This window comes from Gymnodinialimonas ceratoperidinii (assembly GCF_019297855.1).
Classification (GTDB): Bacteria; Pseudomonadota; Alphaproteobacteria; order Rhodobacterales; family Rhodobacteraceae; genus Gymnodinialimonas; species Gymnodinialimonas ceratoperidinii.
The window spans coordinates 3515615-3531110 of record NZ_CP079194.1; the positions used below are offsets into that span (position 1 = coordinate 3515615).

General features: G+C 69.3%; 14 protein-coding genes and 1 pseudogene. 4 read left to right on the forward strand and 11 right to left on the reverse strand.

Going from position 1 to position 15496, the window contains the following annotated elements; genetic code table 11:
• Window positions 1-72 precede the first annotated feature (72 nt).
• Genes KYE46_RS16900 through KYE46_RS16915 form a run of 4 tightly spaced genes read right to left on the reverse strand, consistent with a single transcriptional unit; the run spans window position 73 to window position 6792 of the window.
• On the reverse strand, window positions 73-2139 hold the full coding sequence (locus KYE46_RS16900) for a hypothetical protein (RefSeq protein WP_219002309.1): 2067 nt from the start codon (window positions 2137-2139) through the stop codon (window positions 73-75).
• 2 nt (window positions 2140-2141) lie between these two features.
• A complete protein-coding gene (locus tag KYE46_RS16905; RefSeq protein WP_219002310.1) occupies window positions 2142-4901 on the reverse strand; it encodes a DUF4159 domain-containing protein in 2760 nt (919 codons plus the stop codon).
• Window positions 4901-5788, reverse strand: coding sequence for a DUF58 domain-containing protein (locus KYE46_RS16910; RefSeq protein WP_219002311.1), 888 nt, complete (start codon window positions 5786-5788; stop codon window positions 4901-4903). The genes KYE46_RS16905 and KYE46_RS16910 overlap by 1 nt, the downstream gene beginning before the upstream one ends.
• Window positions 5785-6792, reverse strand: coding sequence for an AAA family ATPase (locus KYE46_RS16915; protein ID WP_219002312.1), 1008 nt, complete (start codon window positions 6790-6792; stop codon window positions 5785-5787). The genes KYE46_RS16910 and KYE46_RS16915 overlap by 4 nt, the downstream gene beginning before the upstream one ends.
• A gap of 144 nt (window positions 6793-6936) precedes the next feature.
• Between KYE46_RS16915 and KYE46_RS16920 the strand changes: the two genes are divergently transcribed.
• Window positions 6937-7497 (forward strand): DUF1285 domain-containing protein, encoded by a 561-nt coding sequence (locus KYE46_RS16920; protein WP_219002314.1) that lies wholly within the window; start codon window positions 6937-6939, stop codon window positions 7495-7497.
• On the opposite strand, the gene KYE46_RS16925 is transcribed toward KYE46_RS16920, so the two are convergent.
• Window positions 7494-7850: a hypothetical protein gene (locus KYE46_RS16925; protein WP_219002316.1), complete on the reverse strand. Its 357-nt coding sequence runs from the start codon at window positions 7848-7850 to the stop codon at window positions 7494-7496. The genes KYE46_RS16920 and KYE46_RS16925 overlap by 4 nt on opposite strands.
• Window positions 7851-7968: 118 nt before the next feature.
• Here KYE46_RS16925 and KYE46_RS16930 point away from each other — a divergent pair, with 118 nt between their 5' ends.
• From KYE46_RS16930 to KYE46_RS16940, 3 genes are all read left to right on the forward strand, one after another.
• The gene (locus tag KYE46_RS16930) at window positions 7969-8403 is read left to right on the forward strand and encodes a VOC family protein (protein WP_219002318.1); all 435 of its coding nucleotides are present in this window, start codon (window positions 7969-7971) and stop codon (window positions 8401-8403) included.
• 157 nt (window positions 8404-8560) lie between these two features.
• On the forward strand, window positions 8561-9277 hold the full coding sequence (locus KYE46_RS16935) for a helix-turn-helix transcriptional regulator (RefSeq protein WP_219002320.1): 717 nt from the start codon (window positions 8561-8563) through the stop codon (window positions 9275-9277).
• A 72-nt stretch (window positions 9278-9349) separates the two neighbouring features.
• The gene (locus KYE46_RS16940; RefSeq protein ID WP_219002322.1) at window positions 9350-10558 is read left to right on the forward strand and encodes a cytochrome P450; all 1209 of its coding nucleotides are present in this window, start codon (window positions 9350-9352) and stop codon (window positions 10556-10558) included.
• Between the two features lie 33 nt (window positions 10559-10591).
• Here KYE46_RS16940 and KYE46_RS17610 read toward each other — a convergent pair whose 3' ends face one another.
• The 6 genes and pseudogenes from KYE46_RS17610 to KYE46_RS16965 form a co-directional block, all read right to left on the reverse strand.
• Entirely contained in the window at window positions 10592-11008 is a 417-nt protein-coding gene (locus KYE46_RS17610) for a beta-ketoacyl-[acyl-carrier-protein] synthase family protein (RefSeq protein ID WP_428845093.1), read from the reverse strand.
• A gap of 45 nt (window positions 11009-11053) precedes the next feature.
• Window positions 11054-11773, reverse strand: a pseudogene (locus KYE46_RS17615) (thiolase family protein); the annotation flags it as partial.
• The gene (locus tag KYE46_RS16950; protein ID WP_247716870.1) at window positions 11773-13527 is read right to left on the reverse strand and encodes a feruloyl-CoA synthase; all 1755 of its coding nucleotides are present in this window, start codon (window positions 13525-13527) and stop codon (window positions 11773-11775) included. The pseudogene KYE46_RS17615 and the gene KYE46_RS16950, both read right to left, overlap by 1 nt.
• Window positions 13505-13981 (reverse strand): MarR family winged helix-turn-helix transcriptional regulator, encoded by a 477-nt coding sequence (locus KYE46_RS16955; protein ID WP_219002327.1) that lies wholly within the window; start codon window positions 13979-13981, stop codon window positions 13505-13507. Before KYE46_RS16955 ends, KYE46_RS16950 begins: the two co-directional genes overlap by 23 nt.
• Window positions 13978-14730: a crotonase/enoyl-CoA hydratase family protein gene (locus KYE46_RS16960; RefSeq protein WP_219002330.1), complete on the reverse strand. Its 753-nt coding sequence runs from the start codon at window positions 14728-14730 to the stop codon at window positions 13978-13980. The genes KYE46_RS16955 and KYE46_RS16960 overlap by 4 nt, the downstream gene beginning before the upstream one ends.
• The gene (locus KYE46_RS16965) at window positions 14727-15491 is read right to left on the reverse strand and encodes an SDR family NAD(P)-dependent oxidoreductase (RefSeq protein WP_219002332.1); all 765 of its coding nucleotides are present in this window, start codon (window positions 15489-15491) and stop codon (window positions 14727-14729) included. The genes KYE46_RS16960 and KYE46_RS16965 overlap by 4 nt, the downstream gene beginning before the upstream one ends.
• Between the last annotated feature and the right edge of the window lie 5 nt (window positions 15492-15496).

Genomic DNA, 15496 nt, shown 5'->3' on the forward strand with positions numbered 1-15496 from the left:
CAAATACGGACAAACCCGCCCTCTCCCCGCACGCATCACCCGCGTCACCCGCGCGCCATGCGCGGTGACAGCCTACTGACGCCCTTCGCGCAGCCATCCGGCCAGCATCAGGCCCGCCGCCAGGATCAGGAAAATCCACGCCCGGATGAACGGCGTCACGGTCACGTCGGTCGTCACATAGGCCTCCCGCGTGGTCAGCCCGAGCCAGCCGCGGCCGTTGGCGCTGCGGCCCTCCGAGACGCGGCGCAGGTCGGGAAGGCCCTCTTCCAGCCGTACCGACCGCCCGCCGCTGGCGTCGAGCAGCGGCTCCAGGGTCTCGCTACCCGCGATTGTCACCTCGAACTCCCGCGGCGCGGCGGGGCCGAGCGCGATGACCCGCTCGCGGTCGCCTTCCACCAGCCGGTAGAGCCCCTGCGCCTCGCCCTCGATCTGCGCCGAAAACGCGCCGGGCGCAGTCTCTTCCAGCATCACTTCAAGCTCTTCGCCCTCGGGCGTGGTCACGATGACCGAGCCGACGTCATCGGCGAGCGTCCGGCGGGTGATGGTGATGGTCTGACCATCGACCTCGGCCACCAGCGCCTCTTCCTCGAGGTCCGGCTCGCCCATCATCCAGTGGGCCAGCCGACGCAGCAGTTCCAACTGCGGGCCGCCGCCCTCGTAGCCGCGATCCCAGAGCCAAGCGTGATCCGAGGCCAGCAGCGCCACGCGGCCCTCGCCCACCCGGTCGAGCATCAGGAGCGGCGCACCGTCCGCGCCTTCCATCACCGTCTGTCCACCCTGCTGCGACAGCTCGATCTGGCGCAGCCAGCGGCCCCAGGGCGCCTCGCTTTCCGGCAGGGGCGTGTGCTCTGTTTCCAGCCCCGTCGTCACCGGATGCCGCGCCCCCAACGCGCTGATCGTGGGCAGGTAGGGCTGCTCGATCACCCGCGCCGTGGGGCGGCCGGGCAGGATGTCCGCCAGCGGCGTGCGGTAGAGAGAGGAGGCCCCCGCGAAGTCCGGCCCCGCCGCCACCAGAAGCGCGCCGCCGTCTTCCACGTAGCGGCGGATGTTGTCGATGTAGACCATCGGCAGGATGCCCCGGCGCTGGTAGCGGTCGAAGATGATCAGGTCGAAATCGTCGACCCGCTCCATGAACAATTCCCGCGTCGGAAAGGCGATCAGCGACAGCTCGCCCACCGGCACGCCGTCCTGCCGGTCGGGAGGCCGCAGGATGGTGAAATGCACAAGGTCCACCGACGGATCGGACTTCAGCAGGTTGCGCCAGGTGCGCTGGCCCGGATGCGGCTCGCCCGAGACCAGCAGCACCCGCAGCCGGTCGCGGATGCCGTTGATCTGCACCACGGCGGCGTTGTTGCGGGTGGTCAGCTCGCCCTCGGCCTCCGGCACAGTGAACTGGATCACGTTCTGCCCCGCGTGCTCCAGCGTGAGCGGCAGCTCGAGGCTCTCGCCCACCGGCACCACGTAGGTCTGCGGCGCGCCGCCATCGATGGCGATGACGATCTGCGAGCGGCCCTCCAGCCCGGCGGGCACGGCGCCCTGATCCTCCAGACGGATCGTCAGCAAAAGCTCTTCGCCGATGATGCCGAAGGCCGGCGCGGTCTCGACGACAAGGCGGCGGTCCCAGTCTGTATCGTATCCGGTGATCAGCGCATGGATCGGCGCGGGCATGTCAGGGACCAGTTCCGGATCATGCAGCCGCCCGTCGGTGATCAGCAAAGCACCCGCGATCCGGGCGCGCGGCTCTTCCGCCATCAGCCGTTGCAACTCGGTCATCAGGAGCGTGCCGGCATTGTCCTCGGCGTCCCCCACCCGCGCCACGCGCGTCTCCATCCCGAGCGCCGCAACCTCGGCCTCCAGCGCCGCCAGTGCCTCGGCAGTCTGCGCCGGACGGTCGGCGATCCGCTGGCTGGCGCTTTCATCAACGACCAGCAGAACGATGTCGGAAAGCGGTTCGCGCTCCTCCGATTGCAGCGACGGGTTGACCAGCGCCAGCAACAGCACCAGCCCGGCCAGAAGCCGGTAGGGCCAGCCCGCCAGCCCGCGCCAGATCGACAGGGCGAGGATCAGCACCAGCGCCGCGCCGAGGGCGTAGACCACCGGCCAGTCGAGATGCGGGTCGAAGAGGATCTGGCTTGCCATATTCACTGTCCCAACCGGTCAAGCAGGGCCGGGACGTGGACCTGATCGGATTTGTAGTTGCCGCTGAGCACATGCATCACGAGGTTCACCCCGAAGCGCAGCGCGATCTCGCGTTGCCGCTCACCGGCCTGCCCGCGCCCCACGGGGTAGAGCGGCCGCCCGCGGGCGTCCTGCGCCCAGGCCGCGGCCCAGTCGTTGCCGCCGATCAGCACCGGCGTCACCCCGTCGTTGAGGTTGCGGAAGGGCATCCCCTCGATCTGTTCGGCGTCCGAGGGCGCGGCCTCGACCCAGACATCGCGCGACAGGTGGCGGCCGGGGAAATCCTGCAACAGGTAGAAGGTCCGCGTCAGCACGTGATCCTCGGGGATCGGCTCCAGCGGCGGGATGTCCAGCGGCCCGGCGATGGCCTGCAGCCGCCGCCCTTCGGGCGTGCCCGAGCCGAAGCCACCGACATGGGCATCGCGGGTGTCGAAGACGATCATCCCGCCGCCGCGCAGGTAGTCGTTGAGCCGTCGGTAGGCATCGGCCGAGGGGATCTCCTGATCGGGCGTCACCGGCCAGTAGAGCATCGGGAAGAAGGCCAGCTCGTCACTTTCCAGATCGACGCCGATGGGCGGCGCGGGCTCGACCGAGGTGCGCTGGTAGAGCGTGTTCGACAGGCCCTGCAGTCCCGCGCGGGAGGTCTCGTCGACCTCCATGTCGCCGGTCAGAACATAGGCCAGCGTCGCCTCGGAGGTCGCCAGCAGCGCCAGCTCCTCGTCCGGCGTCAGCTGCGCCTGCGCCTCGGGCGCAAGAAGCAGCGCCGCCGCCAGAACCGCCGCGCTTTGGGTGAGACGCCCGAGCCGGCCCGCGAGCCAGAGCGCGGCCAGCGCATCGATCAGCAACAGCACGAGCGCGGCTGTCAGGAACGCCGCCATCAGGTCGGTGGGGCGCGTCACTGACATGCCCTCCACCGGCACATCGGCAGGCCATTGGGCGGCGACCAGCGCCGTTTCCGGCCGCATGACGTTGCGCGCAAGCCGGCGATCCTCGCCCGAGTAGAGCCCCGGCAGAACCTCCGCCGAAAGCGGCGCCGTGGCGAGGTCCTCGCCCGTCACGCCGGGCCGCGTGCCCGCGTCGCGCAGCACGCCGAAGCCGTCGAGCACCTCTTCCGGTGTCCAGACCGTGCCCTCCAGATCCTCGGCTTCGGGTGCGACCGGGCGCGTCGAAATCGCCAGCCGCTCCAGCATCTGCACGAAAAGCCCCGAGAGCGGCAGGCTCGACCATTCGGCATTGGCAGTGACGTGGAACAGGATCACCGAGCCTTGCCCCAAGCTCGCCCGCGTGACCAGCGGCGTGCCGTCCGAAAGCGAGGCGATCGTCCGCTCCGAGAGCGTCGGATCAGGCTGCGCAACGACCTGGCTCGTCACCTGAACGTCCGAGGGGATCGCCAGCCCGAAGAAGGGAGAGCCCTCCTCGAAGGGCCGCAGCGCCTTGGGCTCGCCCCATGACATCGCGCCGCCCACGGTCCGGCCGCCCACGCGCAGGCGCACCGGCATCAACGGCCCGGCCGCGTCCCGCGCGAGGTCGGAAGCCGCAAGTCGTGGCCCGGCGAAGCGCACCAGCAGGCCGCCGTTCTCGACCCATTCGACAAGGCCCGCCTCCTCCTCCGGGGCCAGCGTCGCGATATCGGCGAGCATGATCACGTCGGGGCTGGCAACAAGGATATCCGACAGCGCGCCCTCCATCAGGTCGGCGGTCGGCTCCAGCGCTTGCCGCAGGTAATGCAGGGGCGAGAGCAACGTCTGCTGCTCGTCGTCGGCGCCTGCCGAGATCAGCGCCACCTGCCGCCGCTGCAAGGCGTCATCGGTCAGGGCAACGGCACCCGCGTGCCGTTCGCCGGCGATCTCGAAGCGGGTGATCCGGTTGCGCAACTCGGGCGGCAGATCGAAGCTGACCTCCGCTGTCGGCGCACCGGCCTCAACCGTGGCCGAGGCGCGGGCGAGGTCACGCGGCAGCCCGGCGGGGTCGAGGCCATGGGCCACGATCGTGACTTCGCGCGGGGTCTCTGCCCCAAGCCGCGAGAGCGTGCCGCGCACCATGCCGTCCTCGAACCGCGGCGGCGCCAGCGCGATCAGATCCCGCGCGCCCTGAAAGACCGAGAGGGTCCCGAGGGCGGCAAAGCGCTCGGTCAGCGCGTCGCGCCCGGGGTGGGCCAATCCGTCGGAGAACCAGAACACCTCTGCCGGGCCGTCGAGCGTCGCGGCCCAGTCAAGCGCGGCCGCCATGTCCGGCCCATAGGGCGCGGGCGCCAGCGTCGGCACGCGGGGCGCCCAGGCGTTGGCGGCCTGAAACGCCGGGGCCGCGGCGGGCAGGTTCGTCAGCTGCACCAGCGCCACCTCGCGCCCGGCGCGGGCGGCGTCGTCCAGCAGCAGCTCCACCCGGTTCTGCCGCGCGGGCCAGTCCCGCGCCGAGGCCCATGAGCCGTCCATCACGATCAGCAACGGCCCCTCGCCCGCCGCGCGCTCCTCCTGCGGGTTCAGCACCGGCCCGGCAAAGCCGATGATCGCCGCCGCCACCGCCACGATGCGCAGAAGCAACAGCCACCACGGCGTCTTGTCGGTCTGGCTCTCGTCGTCGGAAAGGCCAAGCAGCAGCGCGATCCCCGGAAAGCGGCGCTTGATCGGCGCGGGCGGCACCGCACGCAGCAGCCACCAGAGCACCGGCAGGCCGATCAGCGCCAGCAGCAGAAGCGGCGAGGCAAAGGCGAGCGGCCCGATCATCAGCGACGCTCCAGCGCCTGATAGAGCCAGAGCAGCGTGGGTTCGGCGGGCGCATCGGTGTGATGCACGTGGAAGCGCCAGCCGGTGCGGCGGGTCATCTCCTGCAGCGCATCCTTCCGCGCGGCGAGCCTTTCGAGGTATTCATCGCGCAGGGCTCGGGCTTTCAGGGTCTCGAACCGGATCGTGCCGCTCATGCTCTCGAAAAGCGTGCGCCCGTCGAAGGGAAAGGCCTCCTCCACCGGATCGAGGATTTGTACCAGTGCGCCGCTGACACCCCGGTCCGTGGCCCGCCCCAGAACCGTCTCGATGGCGGACGGATCGCCAAGGAAATCGCTGAAGAAGACGGCCCGCGCGCCGGCCGGCATGATCTGCGGCTTGGGCGCGCCGTATTCGGGCCGCTCGGCGCCATCCATCAGCGCATCCGCCATCCGCAGAAGCTGCGCCTGCCCGCCGCGTGGCGGCTCGGCCAGATGGGTCAGCCCGACCCGCTCGCCACCGCGCACCGCGATGATCGCCAGCGCCATGGCCAGCGTCTGGGCGCGGCGCAGTTTCGAGGGCCGCGACCGGTCGCCCGAATAGGTCATCGAAGCCGCATCATCGACCCCGATCATCACCGATTGCGCCGCCTGCCACTCGGTCTGGCGCAGGAAATGCCCGTCCGAACGTGCGCTCCGCCGCCAGTCGATGGCGCGGTAGCTGTCGCCCATCTCGGCGGGGCGATACTGCCAGAACTCGTCCCCCGTGCCCGCGCGTTTTCGCCCATGCACCCCGAGGAGCACCGTCGCGGCCAACTGCTCGGCATCGGCCATGAGAGGTGGCAGCGAGGCGGCAACCACCTCGGAGCGCGAGCGCAGGCTGTCGGGCGTATGGAGGGAAAGTTCGCTCAAGCCGCGGCCTCGACGCGGGTGACGCGGGCGGTGACCTCATCGATGACCTGCTCCAGCACCAGCCCCTCGGCCCGCGCCGCGAAGGACAGCGCCATCCGGTGGCCCAGCACCGGCCGCGCCAGCGCCGCGATGTCTTCGACCGAGGGCGCCAGCCGCCCGTCCAGCAAGGCCCGCGCCCGTGCCGTCAGCATCAGCGCCTGCGCCGCGCGCGGACCGGGGCCCCATGCGACAGCGCGCTTGACCACGTCGGGCGCGTCCGGCTCGGCAGGTCGACAGGACCGCACGAGGTCGAGGATCATCTCCACCACGCTTTCGCCCACCGGCATCTGCCGCACGATCTGCTGCGCGGCGATCAGTTCCTCGGGCGTGAAGACCTCGCGCGCCGCCGTCTCCAGCGTGCCGGTGGTGGCAATCAGGATGTCCCGCTCGGTCTGGCGGTCGGGATAGGGCACGTCGATCTTCACGAGGAAACGGTCCAGCTGCGCTTCCGGCAGCGGATAGGTCCCCTCCTGCTCGATCGGGTTCTGGGTGGCCAGCACGTGGAACGGCGCGGCCAGCGGGCGATGCTCGCCGGCGATGGTCACTTCGCGCTCCTGCATCGCCTGCAACAGCGCCGATTGCGTCCGCGGCGAGGCACGGTTGATCTCGTCGGCCATCAGGAGCTGGCAGAAGACCGGCCCCTCGATGAAGCGGAAATTGCGCGAGCCGTCGTCCGCCGTCTCCAACACTTCCGAGCCGAGGATATCCGCCGGCATCAGGTCCGGGGTGAACTGCACCCGGTTGGCCGACAGCCCCATGACTGTCGCGAGCGTGTCGACAAGCAGCGTCTTGCCCAGCCCCGGCAGGCCCATCAGCAACGCATGGCCGCCCGAGAGCATCGCCGCGATCGCAAGCTCCACCACCGCCTCCTGGCCGATGATCCGCTGCCCGATCGAGGCTTTCGCCTCGCCCAGCTTCGCCCCCAGGGCTTCGATCTCGGCGACAAGGGTATCGGGGTCAGCCATGGCAATGCTCCGCGTGGGTGTTAAATACAGATCAACAGGTAACAGACCTATTCCGCCGATCACAAATGACAAAAGGGGATGGGGGACAATTCATCGTGACCAAGGCAGCTTCCCGCCGCCCAGACACCGAAGGACACCGCAGACATGACATCAGGCACCGACCAATTGCTCAAAGCCGCCCAGGACGCTGAAAAAGAGGGCAAACTGCCCCCGGTGCACCTGTGGAACCCCGAGTTCTGCGGTGATCTGGACATGGAGATCCGCCGCGACGGCACTTGGTTCTACGAGGGCACGCCGATCGGGCGAAAGCGGCTCGTGCGGCTGTTCTCGACGATCCTGAAGGTCGAGGACGGGAAGTATTACCTCGTCACCCCGGTCGAGAAGGTCGGCATCCGCGTGGTCGATGCGCCCTTCGTCGCCACCGATATCGAGCAGACCGACGGCGGCATCCGGTTCACCACCAACGTGGGCGACACGGTCATCGCCGGCGCCGATCACGCCATCCGGGTGGAGCGCGACGCGGACGGAGAGCCCTCTCCCTACGTCCACATCCGCGCCGGGCTGGAGGCGCTGATCGACCGCAAGAGCTTCTACCGGCTGGTGGACATGGGCGAGGCCCACAGGGTCGAGGGCGAGGACATGTTCGGCGTCTGGTCCGATGACACCTTCTTCCCGATCATCCCGATGGCCGAACTGGACCTCTAGCCGCCCAAGAGCCGGTGCTGGTTCCACCACACAAGGTAGGCCAGCCCGGCCAGCAACGCCGCCTGTATCGCCCAAAGCACCGGCGCGGTCTCAACGCCCCAGGGGCTCTCCGGGCCGAACAGAACCGCGGCCTGCGCCCCGAGGGCGGCAATCGCCGCCACGATGGCCACGACGCGCAGAAACAGCGGGCCGACGACCACGCTGGCCCCCGCCGCGATGCCCGCGCAGACCGCGACCGCCAGTTGCAGATCGATCCGCTCGCCCCTGAACCCCATCAACGCCAGCGGCCCCGCGACGCCAAGGACAAGGACCAAGACGCGGACGAAGGGCAGAAGGGAAAGAACACGGCTCATGAGCCTTTGTCCGGCATTCACCCGCCCCGCGCAACTGCCCTGACACGCTCCTGACAGAACGCTGTCAGGAGGGGGATGCTAAACCGCCTTCATCACCAGTCGATGAAAGGAACCCCCCATGTCCGATGCCCACCTGATCCCCGCCACCAAACCCGCCGCCGACACCGCCCAAGCCGCCGACACGGCCCCGCCCCAGAACTGCGGCTGCTGGTTCGAGATCCCGGTCTCCGACCTCGACCGCGCCCGCGATTTCTACGGCAAGATCCTGCAACAGCCGCTCAAGATCGAGGACGGCGGCCCCAATCCCGTCGTCATGCTGCCCTTCAACGACGATACACCGGGCATCGGCGGGCATCTCTACCCCGGCACGCCCTCCCGGGACGGCGCAACCATCCACCTCGTGGTGCCCGACAGCCTCGATGCCGCCCGCGCCCGGATCGAGGCTGCCGGCGGCACGGTGGAAAGCCCCGATATCCAGATCCCGCCGGGTCATTTCTTCTACGCCCGCGACCCCGACGGCAATTCGCTCGGCCTCTTCAAGTTCAACGCCTGAACGCCCCCCCCCGCGCGCCCCGCCTGCCAGGGGCGCGCGCTCCCTGCTTCATCTTGGCCAATACAACTCAAACCCGCCCCCCGCCGCGCCACCCGACGCCCGAGGCGGCTCACTCGTCCCGCTTCCCCTCCGCCATAACCAGAGGTAGCCTTCCCCCATGCGCCGCGCCGACCGCCTCTTTCGTCTCATCGACCGCTTGCGTCCCGGCAAGCTGACAACCGCCCGCGCGCTCGCCGAGGCGATGGAGGTCTCGGAACGCACGATCTACCGCGACATCGCCCACCTTCAGGCGTCGGGCGTGCCGATCGATGGCGAAGCGGGCCTCGGCTACATGATGCGCGACGGCTACAACCTCCCGCCCCTGATGTTCACCGAGGAAGAGATCGTCGCGCTCAGCGTCGGCGCCCGGATGCTGCGCACCTGGGGCGGCACCTCCATGGCGCGGGGGGCCGACAGCGCGCTGGCCAAGATCACCTCGGTTCTGCCCGACGCCACCCGCACGCGGGCCGAGCGCCTGCGGTTCGAGGCCTGGACGACCTCGCCCCTCGATGCAAAGACCCGCGCCACCATCGACACGGTGGAGGCCGCGATCCAGGCCCCCGAGCGGCTCGCCGTGGATTACCGCGATGACAAAGGTGCCGAGACCGAGCGCATCCTGCGCCCCCTCGGCCTCTGGTTCTGGGGCTCGGTCTGGACCCTCGTGGCGTGGTGCGAATTGCGGCAGGCCTACCGGATGTTCCGCCTCGACCGGATCGCCGCCGCCCGCAGCCTCGGCATCTACACGCCCCTGCCCACCCAGAGCCTCGAGCATTTCTACGAGACCGAGTTCGACCGCGGCCACCGGAGCATCACCTGCCCCTCGACGCCCGAGTGATTTGCCGCCCCTCCCTTGCAGCCCCGCCGCCCGCGCCGCAGTATCGCGCCGACCATGGGGAGGGGACCGGCCATGCTGGATATCGCGCAGTTTGATCTGAACACCATCGATGCCGATTTCATCGAGAACCCCTACGCGACGCTCGCCGCCCTGCGCCAATCCGCGCCGGTGCACCGCAACGCCGACGGTTCGGTCTTCCTGACCCGGCACGACGATTGCCTCGCCACCTACCGCTCGCGCGCGATGCTCTCGAACAAGACCGAGGCTTTCGGCAAGAAATTCGGCGAATGCCCCCTGAAGGAGCATCATACCACGTCGCTTGTCTTCAATGACCCGCCCGACCATACCATCGTGCGCAAGCTGATCTCGGGCGCCTTCACGCCGCGCAAGCTGCAGGAAATGGACCGCGCGGTGGAGCGCATCGTGGCGCGGCTTCTGGACCGGGTGGAGGATCTGGGCGAGCTGGACCTGATCGCCGATTTCGCCATGATGCTGCCGACCGAGATCATCTCGATCATGCTCGGCGTGCCCGAGGCCTACCGGGCCGAGCTGCGCGGCTATTCCACCGCCATCCTCGGCGCGCTGGACCCGGTGGTCTCACCGGCGCAGATGGCCGCCGGCAACCGCGCGGTCGAGGAATTCGGCGCGGTGCTCGACGATTTGATCAACCACCGCCGCGCCAACCCGGACGCTGCCGCCGAAGGCGAAGTGCTGGAGGCGCTGATCTTCGGTGAGCATGAAGGCCGGAAACTGACCCAACAGGAGCTGGTGCAGAACTGCATCTTCCTGCTCAACGCCGGTCACGAGACAACGACCTCCTTCGTCGGCAATTCCGTCGACCTGCTGCTGCGCCACCCGGAAGAGCATCGCCGCCTGCGCGACGATCCCGCGCTGATCGGCACCGCGCTTGAAGAAATCCTGCGGATGGAAAGCCCCCTCCAGATCGGCAACCGCACCGCCGGTGAGGAGATCGCCCTGCCCTCCGGCACGACGCTGCCGAAAGGCACCTACATCCATACCTCGATCGCAGGCGCGAACCGTGACCCGGAGGTCTTCGCCGACCCCGACCGCTTCGACATCACCCGCAAGCCGAACCCGCAGATCGCCTTCATCACCGGCATCCACGTCTGCCTCGGCGCCTCGCTGGCGCGGATGGAGGGACGCATCGCCATCGGCGGGCTGGTGCAACGCTTCCCGAAACTTGCCCGAAGAGGCCCCGGCGAACGCCTCGGCCTCGCCCGCTTCCGTGGCTGGACCTCCCTCCCCGTCTCGGTGCGCTGACGGCGCGAGCCGCGCCGCCCGAGCGTGGTTTCCTCACCCGACCCGCAGCACCACGGCCATGGCGCTATCGCCCGCGGCGCAGCCCTGGAACAGGCCCGTGCCGCCGCCGCGCAGCGCCAGTTCCTCGATCAATTCGATCATTGCGCGCAGGCCGGTCGGCCCCTGCGGATGGCCCCAGATCAGGGAGCTGCCGTAGTTGTTCATCTTCCGCCAATCGATGCCATAGGCGCGAGCGAAGGCGATGTCGTTGACGGCAAAGGGGTTGTGCGACTTGATCGCGTCGACCGCCTCGATGCCGATCCCGGCGCACTCCAACGCGCTGCGAGCCGCCTTGATCGGCGCGGCGGGCATGAAGCCCTTCTCCTCGCGCGCCTGTCCCACCGACAGGATCTCGACCACCGGCCCGGCGTTGATCTCCTGCGCCCGCGCCCGGTCGGCGACCACGACCATCCCGGCATTGCCGTCGGCGGGATGGGTCTGGCCCGCGAAGGTGATCGTGCCGTCACGCAGCACGGGCTTCAGCTTCGCCAGTTTCTCGGTGTCGAGCGGCTCGACCCCCTCGTCCGTCTCCAGCCGCGCCACGGTCTTGCGGAAGCGCGCGTCGGGCACATCCAGCGCGGGCATGTAGCGGCGCTGGAAGGCGCGGTCGTCGGCCAGCGCATCGTCGTATTGGCCGCGTCGCACCGCCACGAGGTCATGCTGCTCCTCGGTGGTGATCCCCTCGCGGGCGGCGACGTTCTCGCCGGTTTGCAGCATCGCGTTGCAGGCCCATGGGTCGTGGCCGAAGTTGTCGAGCACCACGTTCTCGGCCTCGCCGGTGCCGCCCGGCCCGTGGGGCGCGGGGAAGTAGACATGGGGCCCGTTCGAGCAGCGGTCGCCCGAGACGATCAGCGCCTGCTGCGTGCCTTGCAGGCATTCGCCCACGGCCGTCGCGACCAGCCGCGCCCCGGTGGCGCAGGCCTGCGAGACCATCGGCGCGGCCAGCCCCTCCAGCCCCGCCATCGCGGTGAACCACGGGCCGCCGAAGAAGCTGCCCTTCTGGATCACCGTCTGCCCGAAGGCCGCGAAATCGAAGCTCTCGGGGGCGAGGTCCATGCGCGCAAGCTCGGCGCGGCCTACGTGGGCGGCAAATTCCACCGAGTTCAGATGCGCCAGCGTGCCCTGCCAGCGGGCGAAAGGCGTCGCCCAATAGGCGCCGTAGGGAATGAATGGCATCAGCTGTCTCCTACCATGATCACGCCGGGTCCGCCCGCGTAGAGACGCTCTACCAGGTCCGCGCGGCGCGCTTTGATCTTCGCGAAATTGAGGTTGCCCTTGGCGGTGATCTCGCCCTCCGCCATGCTCGGCGGCTCGGCCATCACCAGCACCCGCTTGATCTGCCCGGCCGAGCCGCCGGACCAGCCGCAGAGCCCGTCGAAGCTCTTGTCGGTGATCAGCGCGCCGTCGGCCTCCTCGGCGGTGTCGCGGCAGGCCTGTGTCGGCACCACCAGCGCCCCCACCTCACCCTTGCCTTCGCCCACCAGCACGACGTCCTGCGCAATGCCCTTGAGCGCCTCCAGCACCTTCAGGCGCAGCGTGCCCGCCCGCACCCATGTGCCGGTCATCAGCTTGAAATCCTCGCCGATCCGGCCATCGAAGCGCAGCCCCTGGTTCATGTTCGCGGGGTCCACGAAGGCCATCGCATCGCCGGTCTTGAAGAACCCTTCCTCGTCGAAGGCCTCGGCGGTTTTCTCCGGATCGCCGAGGTAGCCCTCGAAGATCGACGGCCCCTTCACCCGGACCTCGAAGCGGTCCTCCACTGGCAGCAGCTTCACGTCGACACCCGGCAGCGGCACGCCCACCACGCCTGAGCGCTCTGTCGGCTCGTGTTGCAGAAGGGCCGCCGGGGCGGTTTCGGTCAGCCCCCAGGACGAGGTGAAGAGCGGCAGCTCCCCGCGCACATCCCGTGCCATGGTCTCGAGGTCGGCCCAGACGTCCTGCGGCAACGAGGCCCCGGCGTAGAACAGCATGTCGAGGTCTTCAAAGAAGGCCTGCGCGAAAGCCGGGTCGTCCTTCATGGCGTCGCGCAGGGCGGCGAAACCCACCGGCACGTTGAAGCTGATCGTGCCCTGCTTCAGGCGGTTGTTCTCGATCGTCTTTCCGATCAGCGCGGGCACCGGCTTGCCGCCATCGATATAAAGCGCGCCGCCGTTGGCCAGCACCAGGTTGAAGTTGTGCGAGCCGCCGAAGACGTGGTTCCACGGCAGCCAATCCACCAGAACCGGGGGCCGTTCGCGGAGGAAGGGCAGCGCGGCGGCGATTTGCACCTGGTTCGTGCACATCATCCGGTGCGTCGTCCGCACCCCCTTCGGCGCCGAGGTGCTGCCGCTGGTCATCAGGATCTTGGCCACGGTATCGGGGCCCACCTCCACGCCGCGCAGGTCACCGCCCATGCGGGTCAGATCGTCGAGCGTCAGGCCGGGGCCATGGACCATCAGCGGCCGCGCGTCGCGCAGGCTGTCACGCTCGAAGATCTCGGCCAGCGCCACGCCATCCTCGGCGAAGACCGCGCCGGGTTTGACCAGCGAGGCGATGTAGTCGATCTGTCCGCGCGCCGCCGGGATCGCGGCATATTGCTCGGCCACCGGCACGATCGGCGCGGCGGCGTAGTGGCAAGCGAGCGTCAGCAGCCCGTGCGCCACCGAGTTGCCCGTAACCACCATCACCGGCCGCCCCGGTCCGACGCTGATATCGCGCAGACCCACGGCCATCGCACGCGCCGTGTCGCGCGCCTCGCGGTAGCTCACCTCGCGCCAACCGTCGCCCGCACGTTCCGCCAGAAAGACCGCGTCTGGCGTGGCCTCGGCCCAATGCTCCAGCCAATCGGTGGTGCGCTCCACCACCGGGCCGAGCTCGGCGCGCGCGCGCAGGAGAATGCTGCCGTCGGGGCGATCCTCGCGGATCACGTCATGGGGTTGATACTTGTTCAACGTTCCGGCCCTCCCAAGCCTCGGGTCCATTGTCCTCGATGCGGCGCAGGGCGGCGATGAGGGCCGCGCGCTCGTCGGGGGACATGCCCTTCGTCAATCTGTCGTCATAGGCGCGCAGGCTCTCGCTCGCCGCCGCCACCCGCTCGATCCCGTCGGGCGTGGCCGCCAGCAGGTAGACGCGCCTGTCGTTCTCGTCGCGCGCCCGCGAAATCAGCCCCGCGCTCTGCAATTCATCGAGGATCTGCACGAGGTTCGGCCGCTCGATGGCCAGCACCGCCGCAAGGTCCGACTGCCGGATCTCGGCATTCTCGGCGATGACCGACAGCGCCGAATAGGTCGTGCGCCGCAGCCCGAAAGGCGCCAGCGTGCCCTCGACCCCGGCGAAGATGCCGGAGTTCGCGCGCTTGATGTTGTAGCCCACCAGCGCGCGGAGCTGCTCGTCGGTCGCGCTCATTTGAATTCCGGCGCACGCTTGTCGAGGAAGGCGCGGAAGCCCTCCTTCGCATCGGGCGAGGTCTGCGCCATGGCGGTGCAGAGCGCCTCGGTGAAGAACCCTTCCTCGGGCGCCATCGAGTTGATCTTCGACACCCCGTGGATCGCGAAGTAGTTCGACATCCGCGCGTTCGAGGCGATCTGCTCTGCCAGCTCGCGCGCCTTGGCCAGCGGGTCGTCCGTGACGTAGTGGCAAAGGCCGAGCGCCAGCCCTTCCTCCGCGCCATAGGTCCGGCCGGTCAGCATCATCTCGGTCAGGCGATCCGGGCCGATGATGCGGCCCACACGCACCGTGGCCCCGCCGCCGACGAAGAAGCCGCGCTTGCCCTCGGGCAGTTGGAACCGCACATCCGGCCCCGCCACGCGCACGTGGCAGGCCGTGGCCACCTCCATCCCGCCGCCGATCACCGCGCCGCGCATGGCGGTGACGATCGGCAGGCCGCCGAATTGCACCCGCTCCAGCGCCCGGTGCCAGCCCCGCGAATGGGCCAGCCCTTCGGCGGCGTCGCGGTCATGCTGCTCGGCCAGGTCGAGACCGGCGCAGAAGTGGTCCCCCGCGCCGGTGAGGATCGCGACCCGCACGCCCTCAGGCGGGCTGTCGCAGAAGCCGGAGAGTTCAGCCAGCAACGCGTCGTTCATCGCGTTGCGCTTGTCGGGGCGTTTCAGGGTCAGCGTCGCGACGCGGCCCTCGATGGCGATGTCGAGGCTCATTTCGGCGGCAACCGTGTTGCGCCGTCAAGGCGGATGACCTCGCCGTTCAGGTAGGGATTTTCGACGATCGAGGCGACCAGCTGCCCGAACTCCGCCGGATGGCCGAGGCGCGCGGGGAACGGCACATTGGCGACGATGGCGGCGGTGGTTTCCTCGGGCAGGCTCTCCATCATCGGGGTGTTGAACAGCCCCGGCGCGATGGCGTTCACCCGGATGCCGGGCCGCGCCAGTTCGCGCGCCAGCGGCAGGCACATGGAGGCGATGGCGCCCTTGCTCGCGGCATAGGCCGACTGCCCTACCTGTCCGTCCTGATAGGCGGCGGAGGCGGTGTTGATCACCACGCCGCGCTCACCGTCGTCGAGCGGCGGCAGGTCCATCATCGCCTGCACCGCATAGGTCATCACGTTGTAGGTGCCGATCAGGTTCACCTCGATCACCTTGCGGAACAGGTCGAGCGAGGTCTTGCCCTCGCGCCCCACGATCCGCGCCGCGTGGCCGATGCCGGCGCAGTTCACGCAGATGCGCGGCGCCTGCCCGAAGCGGGCCATTGCGCTGGTCACGGCGGTGGCGGCCTGCTCGGCGTCGGTCACGTCGCATTGCTGAGAGTAACCGCCGATATCTGCGGCCACGTCGCGCGCCCGGTCGCCGTTGAAATCGAGTACCGCCACCTGGCAGCCCTGCGCCGCGAGGTAGCGCGCGGTCGCCTCGCCGAGGCCCGAGGCCCCGCCGGTCACGATCGCACCTTGTCCGTCTAGTTGCATCTCAT

Bases quoted from the DNA above. Each gene is read 5' to 3' on its own strand.
- KYE46_RS16900 (WP_219002309.1), bottom strand. From the start codon at position 2,139: ATGGCAAGCCAGATCCTCTTCGACCCGCATCTCGACTGGCCGGTGGTC.
- KYE46_RS16905 (WP_219002310.1), bottom strand. From the start codon at position 4,901: ATGATCGGGCCGCTCGCCTTTGCCTCGCCGCTTCTGCTGCTGGCGCTG.
- KYE46_RS16915 (WP_219002312.1), bottom strand. From the start codon at position 6,792: ATGGCTGACCCCGATACCCTTGTCGCCGAGATCGAAGCCCTGGGGGCG.
- KYE46_RS16920 (WP_219002314.1), top strand. From the start codon at position 6,937: ATGACATCAGGCACCGACCAATTGCTCAAAGCCGCCCAGGACGCTGAA.
- KYE46_RS16925 (WP_219002316.1), bottom strand. From the start codon at position 7,850: ATGAGCCGTGTTCTTTCCCTTCTGCCCTTCGTCCGCGTCTTGGTCCTT.
- KYE46_RS16930 (WP_219002318.1), top strand. From the start codon at position 7,969: ATGTCCGATGCCCACCTGATCCCCGCCACCAAACCCGCCGCCGACACC.
- KYE46_RS16935 (WP_219002320.1), top strand. From the start codon at position 8,561: ATGCGCCGCGCCGACCGCCTCTTTCGTCTCATCGACCGCTTGCGTCCC.
- KYE46_RS16940 (WP_219002322.1), top strand. From the start codon at position 9,350: ATGCTGGATATCGCGCAGTTTGATCTGAACACCATCGATGCCGATTTC.
- KYE46_RS17610 (WP_428845093.1), bottom strand. From the start codon at position 11,008: ATGGTCGTGGTCGCCGACCGGGCGCGGGCGCAGGAGATCAACGCCGGG.
- KYE46_RS16955 (WP_219002327.1), bottom strand. From the start codon at position 13,981: ATGAGCGCGACCGACGAGCAGCTCCGCGCGCTGGTGGGCTACAACATC.
- KYE46_RS16960 (WP_219002330.1), bottom strand. From the start codon at position 14,730: ATGAGCCTCGACATCGCCATCGAGGGCCGCGTCGCGACGCTGACCCTG.
- KYE46_RS16965 (WP_219002332.1), bottom strand. From the start codon at position 15,491: ATGCAACTAGACGGACAAGGTGCGATCGTGACCGGCGGGGCCTCGGGC.